Source organism: Paraburkholderia sp. D1E (assembly GCF_052682275.1).
The window spans coordinates 6,430,814-6,447,985 of sequence record NZ_JBQYMB010000001.1; the positions used below are offsets into that span (position 1 = coordinate 6,430,814).

14 protein-coding genes are annotated in these 17,172 nt (G+C 62.6%); 10 read left to right on the plus strand and 4 right to left on the minus strand.

Annotation, left to right across the window (positions count from 1 at the left end; translation table 11 throughout):
- Positions 1–99 precede the first annotated feature (99 nt).
- From ACUN0E_RS28980 to ACUN0E_RS28995, 4 genes are all read left to right on the plus strand, one after another.
- Positions 100–1,773, plus strand: coding sequence for an electron transfer flavoprotein-ubiquinone oxidoreductase (locus ACUN0E_RS28980; protein ID WP_445568772.1), 1,674 nt, complete (start codon positions 100–102; stop codon positions 1,771–1,773).
- A gap of 184 nt (positions 1,774–1,957) precedes the next feature.
- Positions 1,958–2,629 (plus strand): nitroreductase, encoded by a 672-nt coding sequence (locus tag ACUN0E_RS28985; protein ID WP_445570537.1) that lies wholly within the window; start codon positions 1,958–1,960, stop codon positions 2,627–2,629.
- Positions 2,630–2,651: 22 nt separating this feature from the next.
- Positions 2,652–3,065 carry a YybH family protein gene (locus ACUN0E_RS28990; protein ID WP_445568773.1) on the plus strand — a complete coding sequence of 138 codons (414 nt, stop codon included), beginning with the start codon at positions 2,652–2,654 and terminating at the stop codon, positions 3,063–3,065.
- Positions 3,066–3,105: 40 nt separating this feature from the next.
- Positions 3,106–5,046 (plus strand): AMP-binding protein, encoded by a 1,941-nt coding sequence (locus ACUN0E_RS28995; protein WP_445568774.1) that lies wholly within the window; start codon positions 3,106–3,108, stop codon positions 5,044–5,046.
- Between the two features lie 134 nt (positions 5,047–5,180).
- On the opposite strand, the gene ACUN0E_RS29000 is transcribed toward ACUN0E_RS28995, so the two are convergent.
- Positions 5,181–6,095, minus strand: a complete 915-nt coding sequence (locus tag ACUN0E_RS29000; protein WP_445568775.1) for an alpha/beta fold hydrolase — start codon at positions 6,093–6,095, stop codon at positions 5,181–5,183.
- Positions 6,096–6,327: 232 nt separating this feature from the next.
- Positions 6,328–7,863, minus strand: a complete 1,536-nt coding sequence (locus ACUN0E_RS29005) for a class I adenylate-forming enzyme family protein (RefSeq protein WP_445568776.1) — start codon at positions 7,861–7,863, stop codon at positions 6,328–6,330.
- 294 nt (positions 7,864–8,157) lie between these two features.
- Between ACUN0E_RS29005 and ACUN0E_RS29010 the strand changes: the two genes are divergently transcribed.
- The 6 genes from ACUN0E_RS29010 (at position 8,158) to ACUN0E_RS29035 (ending at position 15,121) form a co-directional block, all read left to right on the plus strand.
- Positions 8,158–9,048 (plus strand): HpcH/HpaI aldolase/citrate lyase family protein, encoded by an 891-nt coding sequence (locus ACUN0E_RS29010; protein WP_445568777.1) that lies wholly within the window; start codon positions 8,158–8,160, stop codon positions 9,046–9,048.
- Between the two features lie 70 nt (positions 9,049–9,118).
- Entirely contained in the window at positions 9,119–9,580 is a 462-nt protein-coding gene (locus ACUN0E_RS29015; RefSeq protein ID WP_445568778.1) for a MaoC family dehydratase, read from the plus strand.
- 27 nt (positions 9,581–9,607) lie between these two features.
- On the plus strand, positions 9,608–10,774 hold the full coding sequence (locus tag ACUN0E_RS29020) for an acyl-CoA dehydrogenase family protein (protein ID WP_445568779.1): 1,167 nt from the start codon (positions 9,608–9,610) through the stop codon (positions 10,772–10,774).
- A 62-nt stretch (positions 10,775–10,836) separates the two neighbouring features.
- Positions 10,837–12,081 carry a CaiB/BaiF CoA transferase family protein gene (locus ACUN0E_RS29025; RefSeq protein WP_445568780.1) on the plus strand — a complete coding sequence of 415 codons (1,245 nt, stop codon included), beginning with the start codon at positions 10,837–10,839 and terminating at the stop codon, positions 12,079–12,081.
- Positions 12,082–12,134: 53 nt separating this feature from the next.
- Positions 12,135–13,277, plus strand: a complete 1,143-nt coding sequence (locus tag ACUN0E_RS29030; protein WP_445568781.1) for a CaiB/BaiF CoA transferase family protein — start codon at positions 12,135–12,137, stop codon at positions 13,275–13,277.
- A gap of 194 nt (positions 13,278–13,471) precedes the next feature.
- Positions 13,472–15,121, plus strand: coding sequence for a methyl-accepting chemotaxis protein (locus ACUN0E_RS29035; protein WP_445568782.1), 1,650 nt, complete (start codon positions 13,472–13,474; stop codon positions 15,119–15,121).
- A 94-nt stretch (positions 15,122–15,215) separates the two neighbouring features.
- Here ACUN0E_RS29035 and ACUN0E_RS29040 read toward each other — a convergent pair whose 3' ends face one another.
- Positions 15,216–15,404 (minus strand): hypothetical protein, encoded by a 189-nt coding sequence (locus tag ACUN0E_RS29040; RefSeq protein ID WP_445568783.1) that lies wholly within the window; start codon positions 15,402–15,404, stop codon positions 15,216–15,218.
- A 2-nt stretch (positions 15,405–15,406) separates the two neighbouring features.
- Positions 15,407–16,861: an MmgE/PrpD family protein gene (locus tag ACUN0E_RS29045; protein WP_445568784.1), complete on the minus strand. Its 1,455-nt coding sequence runs from the start codon at positions 16,859–16,861 to the stop codon at positions 15,407–15,409.
- Positions 16,862–17,172: the final 311 nt, after the last annotated feature.

Consider the following 17,172-nt stretch of genomic DNA (forward strand, 5'->3'; position numbering starts at 1 on the left):
GCCGCGATTAATTGAACGAAAGACGGTCGATTGCCATGGCACGGCCGGCTTCCCCCACGCGACGGAATGCCGTCGCATCAACACGATTTGAATCACCACATGCCACATACCAGCCTCATTGAGCAATACGGTCCGCGCGAGTCGATGGAATACGACGTTGTGATCGTCGGCGGCGGCCCGGCTGGCCTGTCCGCAGCGATCCGCCTGAAGCAGTTGGCGGCTGAAAAAGGCGTCGAGATTGGCGTGTGCGTACTGGAAAAAGGCTCGGAGATCGGGGCTCATATCCTGTCGGGCGCGGTGATGGATCCGCGCGCCATCACCGAACTGATTCTGGACTGGAAGGAAAAAGGCGCGCCGCTCACGGTGGACGTGACCGAAGACAAGTTCCTGTTCCTCACCGAAACCGGTTCGAAGAGCGTGCCGACCTGGGCGCTCCCGGAAAACTTCAAGAATCACGGCAATTACGTGATCAGCCTCGCGAACGTCACGCGCTGGCTGGGTCAGCAGGCCGAAGCGCTGGGCGTCGAGATCTTCCCGGGCTTTCCGGCGGCTGAAATCCTCTATAACGACGATGGTTCGGTTAAGGGTGTTGCAACCGGCAATCTCGGCATCGGCAAAGATGGTCAGCCGACCGAGAACTTCCAGCTCGGCATGGAACTGCACGCGAAGTACACGCTGTTCTGCGAAGGCGCGCGCGGGCATCTGGGCCGTCAACTGAACGATAAATTCAAGCTGCGCGAAGGCGTCGATCCGCAGGTCTACGGGATCGGCATCAAGGAACTGTGGGAAATCGATCCGTCGAAACACAAGCCGGGTCTGGTGATGCATACGGCCGGCTGGCCGCTTGAGAACGACACGTACGGCGGCTCGTTCCTCTATCACATGGACAACAACCAGGTGGTGGTGGGTTTTGTGGTCGGTCTCGGCTACACGAACCCGTATCTGTCACCGTTCGAGGAATTCCAGCGCTACAAGACGCATCCGGCGATCCGCGCGGTGCTCGAAGGCGGCAAGCGCGTGTCGTACGGCGCGCGGGCGATCACCGCAGGTGGCCTGCTGTCGCTGCCGAAGCTGGTGTTCCCGGGTGGCGCGCTGGTCGGTGACGATGCCGGTTTCCTGAACGCGTCACGAATCAAGGGTTCGCACGCGGCGATCAAGACCGGCATGCTGGCCGCCGATGCGGCATTCGATGCCGCGCAGGCGGGCCGCACCAGCGATGAGCTGACGGCCTATCCGGAGTCGTTCAAGACCTCGTGGCTGCACACGGAACTGCATCGTGCGCGCAACTTCAAGCAATGGATGAGCAAGGGCCTGTACCTCGGTACCTTGATGGTCGGCGTGGAGCAGAAGCTGCTGGGCGGCAACGTGCCCTGGACGCTGCATCACCAGCACTCGGACCACGAGATGCTCAAACCTGCTTCGCAATGCAAGCAGATCGCGTATCCGAAGCCCGATGGGAAGCTGACGTTCGACCGGCTCTCTTCGGTGTTCATCTCGAACACCAATCACGAAGAGAACCAGCCGGCTCACCTGACGCTGAAAGATCCTTCGGTGCCGGTGAATGTGAACTGGCAGACCTATGCCGGTCCGGAAGCGCGTTATTGCCCGGCCGCGGTATATGAGTTCGTGAAGAACGACGACGGCAGCGAGCGTCTCGTGATCAATGCGCAGAACTGCGTGCATTGCAAGACCTGCGATATCAAGGACCCGACCCAGAACATCGTGTGGGTGACGCCGGAAGGTGGTGGCGGCCCTAACTATCCGAATATGTGAAACCGACGATAGATCAGCGCGACATGGGGTCCTTCATGTACGCACGTGGACATTGACCGGGAGAACCGGAGCATCAACCTAACAAATGGTAGATTGATGTATGATTCAGATCATCAGTCAGCAAGAAAAGGGGCGTTATCCCGTGCAGTCAAAAACCGAAAGCCTTTCTTCCAGCGTCCCGTTGATGGCGGATGTGGAGACGATCCGCCGCCTGTCGTCCGAGCGCTTCACTTGTCGAGCGTATCGGCCCGATGCCATTCCGGTAGAAGTGATCGAGAGCATCGTCGATATTGCGAAGCGGACGGCGTCATGGTGCAACGTGCAGCCATGGCACGTGCTTGTGACGTCTCGCGAGACGACCGAGCCGTTTCGCAGCGCGCTCGCCGACCATGCCGCGCGGCATCCCGAGGTCGACTCCGACATTCCGTTTCCGGAGGAGTATCGCGGCGCGTACGGCGACCGTCGCCGGGAAGTGGGTTACGCACTCTACGCTGCCCTCGGCATCGAGCGCAGCGACAAGGAAGCGCGCGCCCGGCAGGTTGCCGAGAACTTCCGGCTGTTCGGTGCGCCGCACGTCGCGCTGCTGACGATGCCGGCCGAACTCGGGCCGTATGCGGCGGTCGACTGCGGAGCGTTCGTCGCGTCGTTCCTACTGGCGGCGCGCGCGCATGGTGTGGCGACGTCGCCGCAGGCCGCACTTGCGAATCATGCCGGTTTCATCCGCCGCTACTTCGGAATCGGCGACGAGCGGAAGTTCATCTGCGGTATCGGGTTCGGCTATGCCGACACGGAGCATCCCGCCAATGCCTTCCGCTCTTCCCGCGTGGCGACGGAAGATGTGATGCGGATGGTGTAAGACGCGCAAGGAGGAGAACGCGATGAGTGGAACGAGTGACGCGGCCAGCCCCGCGCTGGCGATCGTGCAGGCCGCGTGGAACGCGGCCGCCCGTGACTGGAATCCGGATACGCTAACCGCGGTGTATACCGAGGATGCGCTCTTTTTCGGCGGCAGGCCTGGCCACTCGGTCGGCAGCAGCGCGATTCGCGAGTACTTCGCATCGTACGACGGCGTGATCGAATCCGCGACGCTGGCGCTGGTGGAGCAGCACTTTATCCGGCTAGGGCCAGACTGTTTCCTCGCACAAGGCTATGGCGAATTCTCGTTCGTGATCAGCGGCGGCCGGACGTCGAACTCTCGCCTGCGCACAACACTCGTGATCGTGTCGCAGCACGGTGAATGGAAGATCCGCCAGCATCATTTCTCGACTTCACCGGACACGCCGCCGATCTGACTGAACAGGACAATGTTTACCTTACCCGCCTGGAACTTCAATGAGTGAACATCAGAGGAATGTGTGGAATCCGACGGCTGACGATATCGCCACGTCGAACGTCAATGCGCTGATCGCGCGTTTGGGGCTCAGGGACTACGACGAGCTGCTGGCGTTCTCGAATGCGCAGCCCGGCGCTTACTGGCGAACGGTGGTCGATTTCTGCGGCATCGTCTGGGATACCGATTACCACACGTATGCGGATCTGTCGGCCGGTCGGGAATTTCCGAAGTGGTTCCGCGGCGGCGAACTGAACTGGGTGCGGACCGCACTCCAGTGGGCGCACGATCCGGCGACGGCGCAACAGGATGCGGTCGTCGCCGAGCGCGAAGACGGCTCGGTTCAGCGTTTGAGCTACAGCGAGCTGGCGCAGCGGGTGGCGTCGTTCGCGGCAGGCCTGAAGGCACAGGGCGTGCGGCGCGGAGACCGCGTCGGCCTGCTGATGGAGAACGGTGTTGAGGCAACGGTGACGCTGCTGGGCCTTGCGTGGCTGGGTGCGGTCGCGGTGCCACTCTTCAGCGGCTTTGGCGTCGATGCCATCGTGTCCCGGCTGTCGTCGTGTTCCGCGCGCGTGCTGGTGGCCACGACGGGGTTCTCGCGCCGCGGCAGGCGGGTCGATACGCGCAAGCTGGTCGACGAGGCGCTGACGCGGCTGCCGGACATCGACACGGTGATCTGGAAGCACGCGGACGAGCCGATCGAATTCGGTGCGAACGTGCTCGACTGGCGCATGGTTGCCGGCGCGCAGCCGGACCCGGCGCCCGAGCGGATGTTGCCCGAGGATCCGTTCATGGTGATCTACACGTCGGGCACGACGGGCAAGCCCAAAGGCGCGGTGCACACGCATGGCGGCTTCCCGCTGAAGATCGCGCACGACTCGGCGGTGCATTTCAACGTCAAGCAGGGCGACGTGTTCTGCTGGCCGGCCGACATGGGGTGGATCGCCGGCACGCTGGTGCTGTCGAGCGCGCTGCTGCGCGGCGCGACGCTGGTGTGCTATGACGGCGCGCCGGACTTTCCGGACTGGTCGCGCATGTCGCGGCTGGTCGAACGTCACCGCATCACGCATTTTGGTTCCGCGCCGACGCTGATCCGCGGGCTCGCGGCGAATGAAGATATTGCGATGCAGGGCGATGTGTCGACGGTTCAACTGCTGATTACCGCAGGCGAGGGCATCGATCCTGAACATTTCAGCTGGTTCCAGAACGCGTTCGGATCGGGGCGCCGTCCCGTCATCAACTACACGGGCGGCACGGAGGTATCGGGGGCGCTGCTGTCGAGCGTGGTGGTCAGGCCGATCGTGCCGGGCGGGTTCAACACGGCGTCGCCGTCGGTGGCGGTCGATGTTGTCGGGCCGGCGGGCGAATCGCTGGTGGATACGATCGGCGAGCTGTCGGTGCGCGCGCCGTTCGTGGGGATGACGCAGTCGTTCTGGCAGGACGATGCGCGCTACCTCGAAGCGTACTGGCGCGCCGTTCCGGGGATCTGGGTGCATGGCGATCTGGCGATGCACCGTGCGGATGGGCACTGGTTCATGCTGGGCCGCTCGGATGACACGATCAAGCTCGCGGGCAAGCGGGTGGGTCCGGCGGAGATCGAGGAGGTGCTGCTCGAATTGCCGGAGATCGCCGAAGCGGCGGCGATCGGGGTGGAGGATCCGGTGAAGGGGCAGAAGCTGGTGGTATTCGTGATCCGCACGGCGGGCTCGCAGGTGTCGCAGGCGGAGCTCGAACAGAGTCTGGCGAAGCATGTTGATGGCAGGCTGGGGCGGCCGTTCCGTCCGGCCGCGGTGCATGTGGTGACGCACCTGCCGAAGACGCGCAGCTCGAAGATCATGCGGCGGGTGATTCGCAGTGTCTACACCGGGCAGTCGCCGGGGGACCTGTCGTCGCTCGATAACCCGATCGCGCTGGACGACATCCGGCTTGCCGCCGGACGTTGAGTTGCAGGCGCGATGAGGGCGGTTCGCGGACCGGCAGCGCTTGCGGGTGCCGGTCTCAAGACGCGGCGTTCGTGCCTACTTATCGTGGCGCCATCGGTAATCGGGCCACGGGGATCTCGGCGGCGCCGTCGCGGTCAGGCAACCGCGCGGCGCTGCGGCGCCTGATCGGCCTCGGCCTGATGCGTGAGAAAGCGAAGCACGGCCTTACCGAATGCATCGTTACGCTCTCCCGCCACCATGTGGCCGGCATCCTGGATATCCACATATTCCGCATGGGGACACAAGCGCAGGAACTCATCCACGCTTGCTTTAGTGACGATCTCCGAACCTTCCCCGCGTATGAGCAGCGTCGGCAGCTTCAGCTTGCGTGCGCTGGCCGAAAAACGCGTATGGCGGCGTTCCAGGTCGCGCGGCCACGCCAGAAAGTGCGGATCCCAATGCCAGTGGTATTTGCCGTCGTCGCCGCACCGCAGGCTGCGAGTCAGGACTTCCGGCGCGAACGCGCGTGCCGAATGAGGGCGGTAGTGCCGGATCGCGTCGGCGGCTTCGTCGGGCGACTGGAAACCGTCGGGCTGCTGCCGCATGAATGACTGCAGGCGAGACACACCCACAGGTTCGATAGAGGGCGCGATATTGACGAGCACCAGCGCGCTGGCATTGAGGTAGCCTTCTCCGACGGCGAGAAGGCTCGTGCCACCGCCCAGTCCGGCGCCGACGAGCATCGGCCGTCGGTTGCCGAATGTCGCGGCGATGCCTTCGAGATCGCGGACCATCACGCCTTGACTGTAGTTGCCGGTCGGTGACCAATCCGAATCGCCATGACCCCGCGCGTCGAAGGCGACGGCGTAAAAGCCTGCCGCACCGAGCGCACGGCCGGTTCCGCTCCACGCGTGACGGGTCTGCCCGCTGCCGTGCAACAGAATGACGGGCGTGCCGTCCGGGTCACCCCACGAGTCGCCGGCGAGCCGTACGCCGTCGGCGCTTTTCCATGTATGCATCGGGTCGGGCGTACGCGACGGGTAGGTTCCTGCTTTCGATAAAGTCATCATGATCGAACTACTCCAACATTGCGTGGCCGTTCCACGCGGAACCGGATAGGAAAACGGCTGCAGTCCGCGAATCGGTGTTGCTCCGGCTGGCCCGTCGACGACGCTGCGACGCGGAAGCATTCGTGCCGCGTGCGGAAATCGACAGGTATTCCCATAACATCAAGGCGGGGCGCGGCCGCGTCAATCGCAATCGAAAGAATGTTCCGTACTCCGATCGGATGAGATATCAGCATCACAATGCGGTGCGATCGTTTTCCGCCATCGTGCGGAGCACGTGTCTGAGCAGCTTTCCGCTGGTGGTCGTGGGTAGCTCCGGAATGACGACGATCCGCGCCGGCCGCTTGTACGGCGACAGGCGTGCGGCCACATATTGCTTCAACGCGTCGAGGTCGGCGCTTGCGCCGGCCTCGAGTTCGACGAACGCGACCACTTCCTCGTTGCTGTCTTCGGTGCGGCGGCCGACGACCGCGGACTGTTTGACGCCGGTGTACGAGTTGATAACCGTTTCCACTTCGACCGGATAAACGTTGAATCCCGAGCGGATGATCAGGTCCTTGGAGCGTCCGACGATGAACAGTGCGCCGTCTTCATCGATTCTGCCGATGTCGCCCGTGTCGAGCCAGCCTTCGGGATCAAGCGCGTCGGTGGTCGCCTGCGGTGCGCGGTAATAGCCCAGCATGACCCCGGGGCCGCGTACCCACAGCGCACCCGGCGTTCCGGGCGGCACCGGACGGCGCTGCTCATCAAGCACGCGCAGTTGAGCACCGTCGACGATTTCGCCCGCGGAGCAATCCTGCCGCGGCCGTTCGATGCGTGTGACCGCAAGCGAGCCTGCGTACTCGGTCATCCCGTATCCGTGGTGCAGCGGCTGTCCGAAACGCGCTTCGGCCTCGCGCTTGAGCGTCAGGTCGAGCAGGCTGCCGCCGGTGTACAGGTAGCGCAGATTCGCAATGCTGATGGTTCGTCCAGATTCCCGAAGGAAACTGACGAGCCGCGTGAACATCGTGGGCACGCCCTGCAGGATCGTGATCGTGCCGTTTTCGATCGCCTCGATCACATCGGCCGGATCAAAGCGTGTGGACAGGTAAAGGCTGGCGCCGCCGTACAACGTGGCGAGAAGCAGGGTGCCGATGCCGAATATGTGCGACATCGGCAGCACTGCGTACGCGCAGTCGCCCGGTTCCAGGTTCCGTGACGTCGCGGACACGCGAGCGAAGTGCAGCAGTCCGCGATGCGTGACCATCACGCCCTTCGGCTGGCCCGTGGTGCCCGACGTATAGATCAGGAGGGCGACCTCGCGTGCCGCCGTCCCGCTTTCGGCGTGGACATTGAGCGCGGCGTCGCAAGCCATCACGGTGCCGATGCCGTCCGCTTCGATCACGCGCGCGCCGAGACGCTCGCCGTGATGCCGCGCTTCCGCCGACACTTTGTGTGTGAAGAACATCAGTCGTGGCTCGCAGTGCGCGCAGATCGCCGACAGTTCCCGTTCCGACAACCGCGCGTTGACCACGACCGGCCATGCGCCGAGTTCCGACACCGCGAACAGCAAGACGATTAGCGCCGCACAGTTCTCGCCGACGATGACGACGCGATCGCCGGGCCGCGCGCCCTGGCTTTCGAGAAAGGCGTGCGCCTTGCGGATGCGGGACCACAGTTCCCCGAACGTCGTGCACCGCTCGCCGTCGATCAGCGCGTCGAGGTCGGGTGCGCGCAGTGCCCATGCACGCGGAATGTCGCTGATCCGCGCGAGTGTGTTGCGTACTGTCATTGAATTCTGTTCCTGGCTGCGATTCTTCAGGCCGGTCCCGCTGCGTCCAACGCGGGGCATACGGTACCGGCGGACATCGTTGCACGCCACGCCGCGAAAGGGCTGGTCATTTAGCGTTTATCTTACTACCGTTAGTTTGATTTTTGCGTCATCCTGTACGCATCAATCCGATGTGCCGGGCTCCTCAAGCACGCGGTCCAGGGCTAACCCTGGTGGAAAAGCGATAGTCCGCAGGGCACACTAACTAACGTTAGTAAGGTAAATCCGATCAATGTTGATGAAAGGGTCAGTCTGATGAGTACCACCCCCGTGAAACCGATGCGCTCGTTGTTGTTTGTGCCGGGCAACAAGGAATCCTGGATCGAGAAGTCGATCACATCCAAGGCCGATGCACTGATTCTCGATCTCGAGGACAGCGTTCCGCACGAACATAAGGTGGAAGCGCGCGGCATCGTCAAGTCGAAGCTCGCGTGGCTGGCCGAACAGAAGCAGCGCGTGTACGTGCGTATTAACCGCAGCCCGCATCTGTACGATTTCGACGACGTCCTTGCCGCGGTGAGCCCGCATGTCGAAGGCATCGTGATTTCGAAGCCGTGCGGTCCGGAAGACCTCGACTGCATCTCGATGATGCTGACCGAAGCGGAATACCGCAACGGCGTCGAGCTCGGCAAGACCCGCGTCATTCCCCTGCTGGAAACCGCGCGTTCGCTGCAGCTCGCTTATGAAATCGCGCTGCGCGAACGTGTCGTCGGCCTGGTCGGCGCGACGGCGAAGAATGCCGACGTCGCCCGTGCGCTTGGCTATGTGTGGTCGCCGGGAGGCCGTGAAAGCCACTACCTGAAGTCGCGCGCCGTGATGGCGGCGAAGGCTGCGGGAAAGATGGCAATCGGCGGCGTGTGGCAGCAGATTCGCGACCTCGAAGGTCTGCGTGAATCGTCGCTGCTGGACCGCCAGCTCGGCATGACCGGCGAACTGGCGCTGCACCCGACCAACGTGCCTGTCATCAACGAGGTCTACAGCCCGTCCGCCGATGAAGTCGCCTACTACGAAGGCATGATCGCTGCGCTCGAAAAGGCCGAGGCCGCTGGCCGCGCTTCGACAGTCTACGACGGCGAGCACATCGACATCGCGCACGTAAAGACCGCGAAGGAAATCATCGCACTCGCACGTCAGTTCAACGGCTGATCGATCGGGCCATCCATCTATTATTGCGACCGGCACGGTGCTGGCCGCCCAGAATTATCAGGAGAGAATCATGGCTGGACTTTACTTCGAAGAGTGCGTTGAAGGCCTCGTGGTCGAGCACCCGATTCGCCGTACCGTCACCGAAACCGACAACGTGTTGTTCTCGGCGATGACCTACAACAGCGCGCCGCTGCACATCGACGCCGAGTACTGCAAGGGCACGATCTATGGACAGCGCCTTGTCAACAGCATGTTTCTGCTTGCGCTGGTGGCTGGTGTGACCGTGCAGGAAACGACGCTCGGCACGACGCTCGGCAACCTGGGATTCCAGGAGATCAAGTTTCCGAAGCCGGTGTTCCATGGCGATACGATCCACGTACGAACGGAGATTGTGAATGCGCGCCTGTCGAAGAGCCGCAACGATTCCGGCATCGTCACGTTCAGGCACATCGGCTTGAACCAGCGCGACGAAGTGGTCTGCGAAGCGATCCGCGTCGGTCTGATGATGACGCGCCCCGTCGCCAAAGCTTGATTTCGCACCTTCAGGAAAACTTAAGCCATGGACTACCAACTCAGCGCCGATCAGGTTGCCATTGTTGATGCAGCACAGAAGATCTGTGCGGATTTTCCGCTCGATTACTGGCGTAACAAGGATAAGAACCACGAATTCCCGCACGAGTTCTTCGCAGCCGTTGCCAGCGGCGGGTGGCTCGGCATCTGCATGCCCGAGGACGTGGGCGGCGCGAATCTGGGCGTGACGGAGGCGGCGCTATTCATGCGCGCCGTCGCCGAGTGTGGCGGACAAGCGGCTGCGTCCACCATCCATATGAACATTTTCGGCTTGGCGCCGGTCGTTCATTTCGGCACGGAGGCGCAGAAGAAGGCCTGGCTGCCGCCTTTTGCCCGTGGCGAGAACAAGGCGTGTTTCGCGGTCACCGAGCCGGACACGGGACTGGACACCACCAAGCTCAAAGTGGTGGCGAAGAAGCAGTCCGACGGTAATTACCTGATCTCGGGCAAGAAGGTCTTCATCTCGACCGCGCAGGTCGCCGACCACATGCTGATCCTCGCGCGCACCACGCCGATCGAGGAGGTCAAGAAGCATAGCGAAGGGCTGAGCCTGTTCTACACCAAGCTCGATCGAAACTATATCGACATCCGGGAGATCGATAAGCTCGGCCGCGCCGCGGTGGACACCAACGAACTCTTCATCGAAGACCTGCCGGTGTCGAAGGAGTCGTTGATCGGTGAGGAAGGCAAGGGCCTGAGCTACATATTCCACGGCATGAACGCCGAGCGCGTGCTGGTCGCCGCGGAGCAGGTCGGCATCGGCCGTGCCGTGCTCAAGCTTGCAACCCAATATGCCAAGGAACGGGTCGTGTTCGGCCGCCAGATCGGCCAGAACCAGGGTGTCCAGCATCCGTTGGCGCGCAACTGGGCTGAGCTGGAAGCGGCGAACCACATGATCTTCGCGGCCGCTGATCTTTACGACAAGGGGCTGCCCTGCGGTTCGGAAGCCAATGCGGCGAAGCTGCTGGCATCCGAGGCTTGCATGCAAGCCTGCCAGACCTCGATGCTCACGCATGGCGGCTTTGGCTATGCGAAGGAGTATCACGTCGAACGGTTCATGCGGGAAGCCTGGATTGGCTACATCGCACCTGTCACTCCGCAGCTTATCCTGTCGAATATCGCCGAGCGCAAGCTCGGCCTGCCAAAGTCGTACTAAGCGGCGGCGCGCGGTTCAGGAAACTCGAACCGCCGGCGCGAGCAATCTACAAGGAGACGAACATGACAAATCAGGTCGTGCGGCCACTCGAGGGCATCCGGGTGCTCGACCTGACCGTGGCGCTAGCCGGCCCCTATGCATCAATGATGCTGGGCGGCCTCGGCGCGGAGGTCATTCGGATAGAGGCGCCCGGCGGCGGCGACATTGCGCGGACGAATCCGCCGTTCGTCGGCGGGAACGGCATCAATTTCGGCGCGCAGGCGGACGGCGAAGTATCGCTGAGCATTCTTAACCGCGCGCGCAACAAGAAAAGTATCACGCTCGATCTCAAGTCGGAGCGGGGGCGCGAACTGTTTCTGCAACTCGTCGAGCAGGCTGACGTTCTGGTCGAGAACATGAGCGAAGGTGCGACTGCGCGGCTGGGCGTCGATTACGACAGCGTAAAGCAGCGCAATCCGAAGCTCATCTATGCGTCGATCAAGGCGCTGGGCGAGCCGAGCGCGTTCCCGGGCTTGAAGGGCATGGACATCATCGTGCAGGCGCTGAGCGGCATCATGGAAGTGACTGGCTTCGCAGACGGTCCGCCGACGCGCTTCGGCTTGCCCATCGCGGATCTGGTCGCGCCGCAGTACGCGGTCAACGGCATCCTCGCGGCGCTGATCTATCGTGGCCGCACGGGCGAAGGCCAGCTCGTGAAGGTGTCGATGCTGGACTGCCTCGCGTCGTGGGTGGCGGAAGAGCATTTCGACGTGTTCGGCAAGGCGGGCTACGCGGCGCGCACGGGCAATTTCCAGGATCGGCTGGTGCCGTTCGGCGTTTATCCGAGCAAGGATGGCCACGTGGCCATTGCGGCGTTTCATCCGGATTGGCTGCGCGGCCTGCTCGACGCGCTGGACCAGTCCCACTTGATCGAAGACCCGCGCTTCAGTAGTCGCGGACCAAGACTCAAGCACGCGAGCGAGATGAATTCGATTATCGAGGCGTGGACGCGTCAGCGGGCGTCGGACGAAATCGTGCTCGAATTACTGGAGAAACGCGGGGTACCGTCCGCGCGCGTGCGTGGTCCTAACGAGGTGCTGCACGATCCTCGCCTGCACGAGAGCGGTGCCGTGATGAATCTGACGCATCCCACGCTGGGACCGATCGAGGCGGTCGGCATGGGATTGCCGATCCAGTTCTCGAAGAGCACGGCTCAGTTCGATGTGCCCGCCACCGAACTGGGTGCGGCCAACGAGCAGATTTACGGCGACCTGCTGAAGCTGTCAAAGCAGGACATCGACGCGTTGCGTTCAAGCGGCGTCATCTAGCCGTTTGCCAACTATCGATCGGCCATCGGCCCTAACCAACTGGAGAGACTGAATTGGGACCGCTGAACGGGGTCAAGATCGTAGAAATCGCGGGCATCGGGCCGGGGCCCGTGGCCGCCATGCTGCTCGCCGACATGGGGGCCACGGTGATCAGGGTGGATCGCAAGGAGCCGTCCGGGCTCGGCCTGCCGAGACCGATCGAATACGACGTCGCGCTACGCAATCGCAAGTCGATCCGGGTCGATTTGAAGGATCCGGCTGGCCGTTCGCTTGTTCTCGATTTGATCGGCAAGGCAGACGCGCTGATCGAAGGTTTTCGGCCGGGCGTGCTCGAGCGTCTCGGACTAGGGCCGAACGATTGCCTCGCGCGCAATCCCGCGCTCGTCTACGGGCGCGTGACGGGTTGGGGCCAGGACGGCCCGCTCGCGCAATGCGCAGGCCACGACATCAACTATATCTCGATCACGGGCGTACTCAACGCAATCGGCCGTCGCGGCCAGCCGCCGAGCATTCCACTGAACGTGATCGGCGATTATGCGGGCGGTTCGCTCTATCTTGCGCTGGGCATCCTGGCCGGTCTTCTCGAGGCGCGTAGCTCAGGCAAGGGGCAAGTCGTGGATGCCGCGATCGTCGACGGTGTCGCATCGCTGATGACTGTCCTCGTCGGTCTGAAGGAGGGTGGCATGATGGCGGGGCAGCGGGGCACCAATCTGCTGGACTCGGGCGCGCCGTTCTACGAGGTCTACGAATGCGCGGATGGCAAGTACGTTTCTATTGGGCCGATCGAGCGCAAGTTCTACCTGCAGTTGCTGGAACGGATCGGGGTCGATGCGAAGGATCTCGGCAATCAGGCTGACGAGCACGACTGGCCGAAGGCGAAGGAAGTGCTGGCGTCAGTGTTCCGGTCGAAGACGCGCACCGAATGGACAGCGCTGCTCGAAGGCACCGACGCGTGCTTCGCGCCGGTTCTGGATCTCGAAGAAGCCTATGCGCATCCGCACTTGAAGGCGCGCGGAACCTACGTCGACGTGGCGGGCGTTATGCAGCCGGCGCCCGCGCCGCGATTTTCCAGAACTAAGCTCGATGTGCCAAAGCAGCCCGCCGAACTGACTGCGGAGAATGCCAGCGAGGCGTTGTCGGGATGGTTGGAGCACAGCGATATCGAGGCCCTCGCGAGCGCGGGCACTTTCAGCTAGACCTTGCGAGCACACGCCGGGCGCGCGCCGCACCATTGATGGTGCGGCGCAGTCGCGTCTGGCCTCCCAAGGTACGGAACACCAAAGACCGCGAGATTGACGGTGGCGAAGTGCCGTCAGTAGCATCGGTCACATTGTCACGAACGGCAAACTCGCTTCGTGCACATTGATAACAAATATTGGAGGCCTAAACAATGAAATTATCCTTTGCTCGAAAGCTTTGGTTGCCGTTGATCCTTAGTTTGGTCGGTCTCGTCTTTCTGTCCGTCACCGATGCGTATCGGGGTCGCGAGGTCCGCATGGAGGAGAGGAAGTCCGATCTGGTACATGCGACCCAGATCGCGCTCGCAACAGCGAGGATGTATGCGGATCAGGCTTCTGCCGGCAAACTGACAGTCGACGAAGCTCAAAGCAAGGCGATGGACGTGATTCGCAACATGCGTTACGGCGACTCAGGTTATTTCTCGATCGTGAACTCGAAGGGCGTGGTCCTCATGTATCCGTTCGACGCCGCGCTGCAAAACAGGCCGCTGAGCGAATTGAATCCGAAGGTCGCAGCGATTGTCCGGGACCAGATCGACGCGGTAGCACAGAACGGTAGTGGATTCAGGCGCTTCCTTTATCCACGAGAGGCATCCGGTACCACGGTGGACGTCGCCCGGATTGCCTACATTGACACCTATCGGCCGTGGGATTGGATCGTCAATACCAGTCTGTTCGTCGACGACATCGATGCGGCGTTTTACACCAACCTGCTGCAGGGCCTCGGTATCTGCACGGTCATCGCGGTATTGCTGAGTGGTGTCGTCGCGCTGCTCAATCGCGGCATCGTCCGTTCTCTGGGCGGAGAACCCGACTACGCAGCCGTGATTGCCGGGCGGATTGCGAGAAACGATCTGACGGCGACCGTCCATACCAAGCCGAACGATCGCGGCAGCTTGCTTTATTCGATGAAGCGGATGCAAGCGAATCTATCCGGCGCGATTCACGGGATCAAGACGTCCGCCGACTCGATCGCCGCCGCGGCCGCGCAGATATCGGCCGGCGATCTGGATCTGTCGCGGCGCACGGAGCAACAGGCGGCGTCGCTGCAGGAAACGGCGGCGAGCATGGAAGAGCTGTCATCGATGGTCAGCCAGAACGCCGACAACGTGCAGCAGGCGAGTCAGGTCGCGGCCCGGGCTGTGCAGGTTGCCGAACGTAGCAACGGCGTCGTATCGCAAGTCATCGACGCGATGAGCGGCATCAACGCAAGCTCCGGCAAGATCGCGGAAATTGTCGGCATCATCGAAAGCATTGCGTTCCAGACGAACATTCTCGCGCTGAACGCCGCCGTCGAAGCCGCGCGCGCTGGTGAGCAGGGGCGGGGATTCGCTGTGGTCGCGTCCGAGGTACGCTCGCTTGCGCAGCGTTCCTCATCGGCATCGAAGGAGATCAGGGGGCTTATTCAGGATTCCGTCACGCACGTTCAGGGCGGTGTGGAACTGGTGAACGCGGCGGGCGCGTCGATGAGCGAAATCCTGGAGGCGATCCGGCGTGTGACCGACTTGATGAGCGAAATAGCAGCGGCTTCGGTCGAGCAGAGTCATGGCATCGATCAGGTTACCCAGGCCGTGGCCGAGATGGACCGGGCGACGCAGCACAATGCCGCGTATGTCGAGGAAGTGGCCGCCGCCGCGCAGTCGCTGGACGATCAGAGCAAGCAACTCGTCACGATGGTTTCGACTTTCGTCGTTCATGATGATCGTCCGTTGCCGGCGCAAGGGATGATCGGCTCGCAGCGGCCGGTTGCGCCGGAGTTCGAGCAACGATCTGCGGCGACCAGGGAGGCTTATGCGGTGTAGCTGTAGCGAGAAAGCGACGGGGGAAGGTGCGAGCGGCTAGGCCGCTCGTGAAGGCCTGCGGCGAACATGAGAATGTCGCCGCTGGTCAGGATGTTCACTCGTCATGCAGCGGCAATACGTCGGCCGGACAGATCAGGTGATCAAGCGCCTCGCTGTCAAGGTGCGCGAACGAATAGGGAATCGACAACAACCCGAACAGGATCCACGACCGGCAAACACCGGTCGGCACCCGACCTGCCGATATCGCTTTACGTCGTGACGGAGGGTGGTTACAGGCGGCCATGATCATCCAATCCTTCGTTCGCGCGATTGCGTCTGCCTGGCGTCCGGACCGAGCACACGCATGATCGACGCGACATCGTCGACGTTCTCGAGATTGAACACGGCGCCGATCACATCGTCGATGCGATCGGCGGACATCACATCTTCCGTATTGCGGCGGAACTTGGCGGCGAGTTCGTCGTTGCTCATCAGGCTCGCCGGATCCGGCGACGGGCTGCCCTTTGGATAGCGCCGCTCGCCAAGGAAGGTTTGACCGCGTGCGGAGACCTCGATCTTCGCCGGGCGGCTGGCGGCGTGGCCGGACAGCAGTTCGACGTAGTTCGGATGCACCTCGTGCGAGACCTTGTCCATCAGCTCCATCACGGAGGGGCCGAACACCAGCTCGGGATCCTGCCAGGCCTTGCCCGGCGGCACCCGATGCGCGCCCAGCGCGAGTCCGTGCGCGATGCTGAACTGCGCGTCGTGCACATGGGCAATCTCGCGATTGAGCCAGACGGGCTGCTCGACGAAACCCTCGACCCACGCTTTGATACCGTCGATCTCGTGCGGCGCGATGTCGTGCGTTTCGACGATCTCCGTCAGGCTGTCGAGCAGCGCATGGAGAATGCGGCAATGCGGGTAGGGCTTGTACGCCTGCTCTGTTGGAAACAGCCAGTCGGTGCCAAGCCTGGCCGTGATGCGCTCAGCTTCCCAGCGCCGCGTACCAATGAAACGGGGGAAGCCGTATTCGCGATCGTCGAGGATCTGGACGTCACCGCGATGGCCGAGTTCCGCCATGTGGGCGGCGGTCATGGCTGTCTGCGTGAGCGCGCCGGCCAGCAGGTATTTGATCGTTGAGCTCGGTGCATGCTGGAACCACGCGACCTGCGAATTCACGGGCGAGATGCTGCCGGCGATGCCGAGCGCGTTCGGGAGCACCTCGGCCGGCAGCGCCTTCAGCTTGACGATCGCGGCCGTCGCGCCGAACACGGTGCTGCTGTAGCCGTAGACGGGCGGCGGCGACACCTTGCCGTCTTTGGTATCGCGCAGATAATCCATCGCCTTGCCGAGGCGATACGACATTTCGTGCGAGAGTGCGATCGCTTCGATCAGCGCCTTGCCTGCCGCGTGCCGCGCCTCACCCACGGCGAGCGCGCCGGGCAGCACGTATGGCGCGACGTGACCGGGCGGCACGACCGCGTCCATGTCGAGTGCGTTGATCAGTTCGCCGTTCGCGAATGCGGCGCCGAAAATCGACACGCGTTCGCCCGTTCCGATGATGGTTGCGTCGTCATTGCCGCCCATCATTCGCGCATAGTCGATACCAATGCGCCCTTTGGGTTCGCCGATCGCCGCCACGGCGCAGCCGATCGAGTCGAGCAGGATGCGTTTGCATTCCTCGACGACGGCAGGGGGGAGCCGGTCGAATTCGGTTTGGGCGGTGAAATCCGCAAGCTGTTCAATGATCGTGTCGGACACAGTGCAATCCTGTCGGGGAAAAGGTTAGGGATGCGGCGGCACGGATGACGTGCTGCGCGTAGCGGAAATGCGCGCGGGATGTGTGCGGTACATGGCGGCCCACATCGCGAACGGAAGGCATATCCATTTTTCACTAAAACTAACGATTGTTAGTTTTGACCGGAAGCGTGTGAATCACCATGAGTATTAATCCCTATACGCGGCGAATTTCCGGCGGATTGTGTCGAAGTACGGAACCGAAAAACCTGAGCCGACATGGAGGGGGGCATCGGTAGCAAAGGGCGTCCCCGGACTGCGGGTAAACCGCTGCC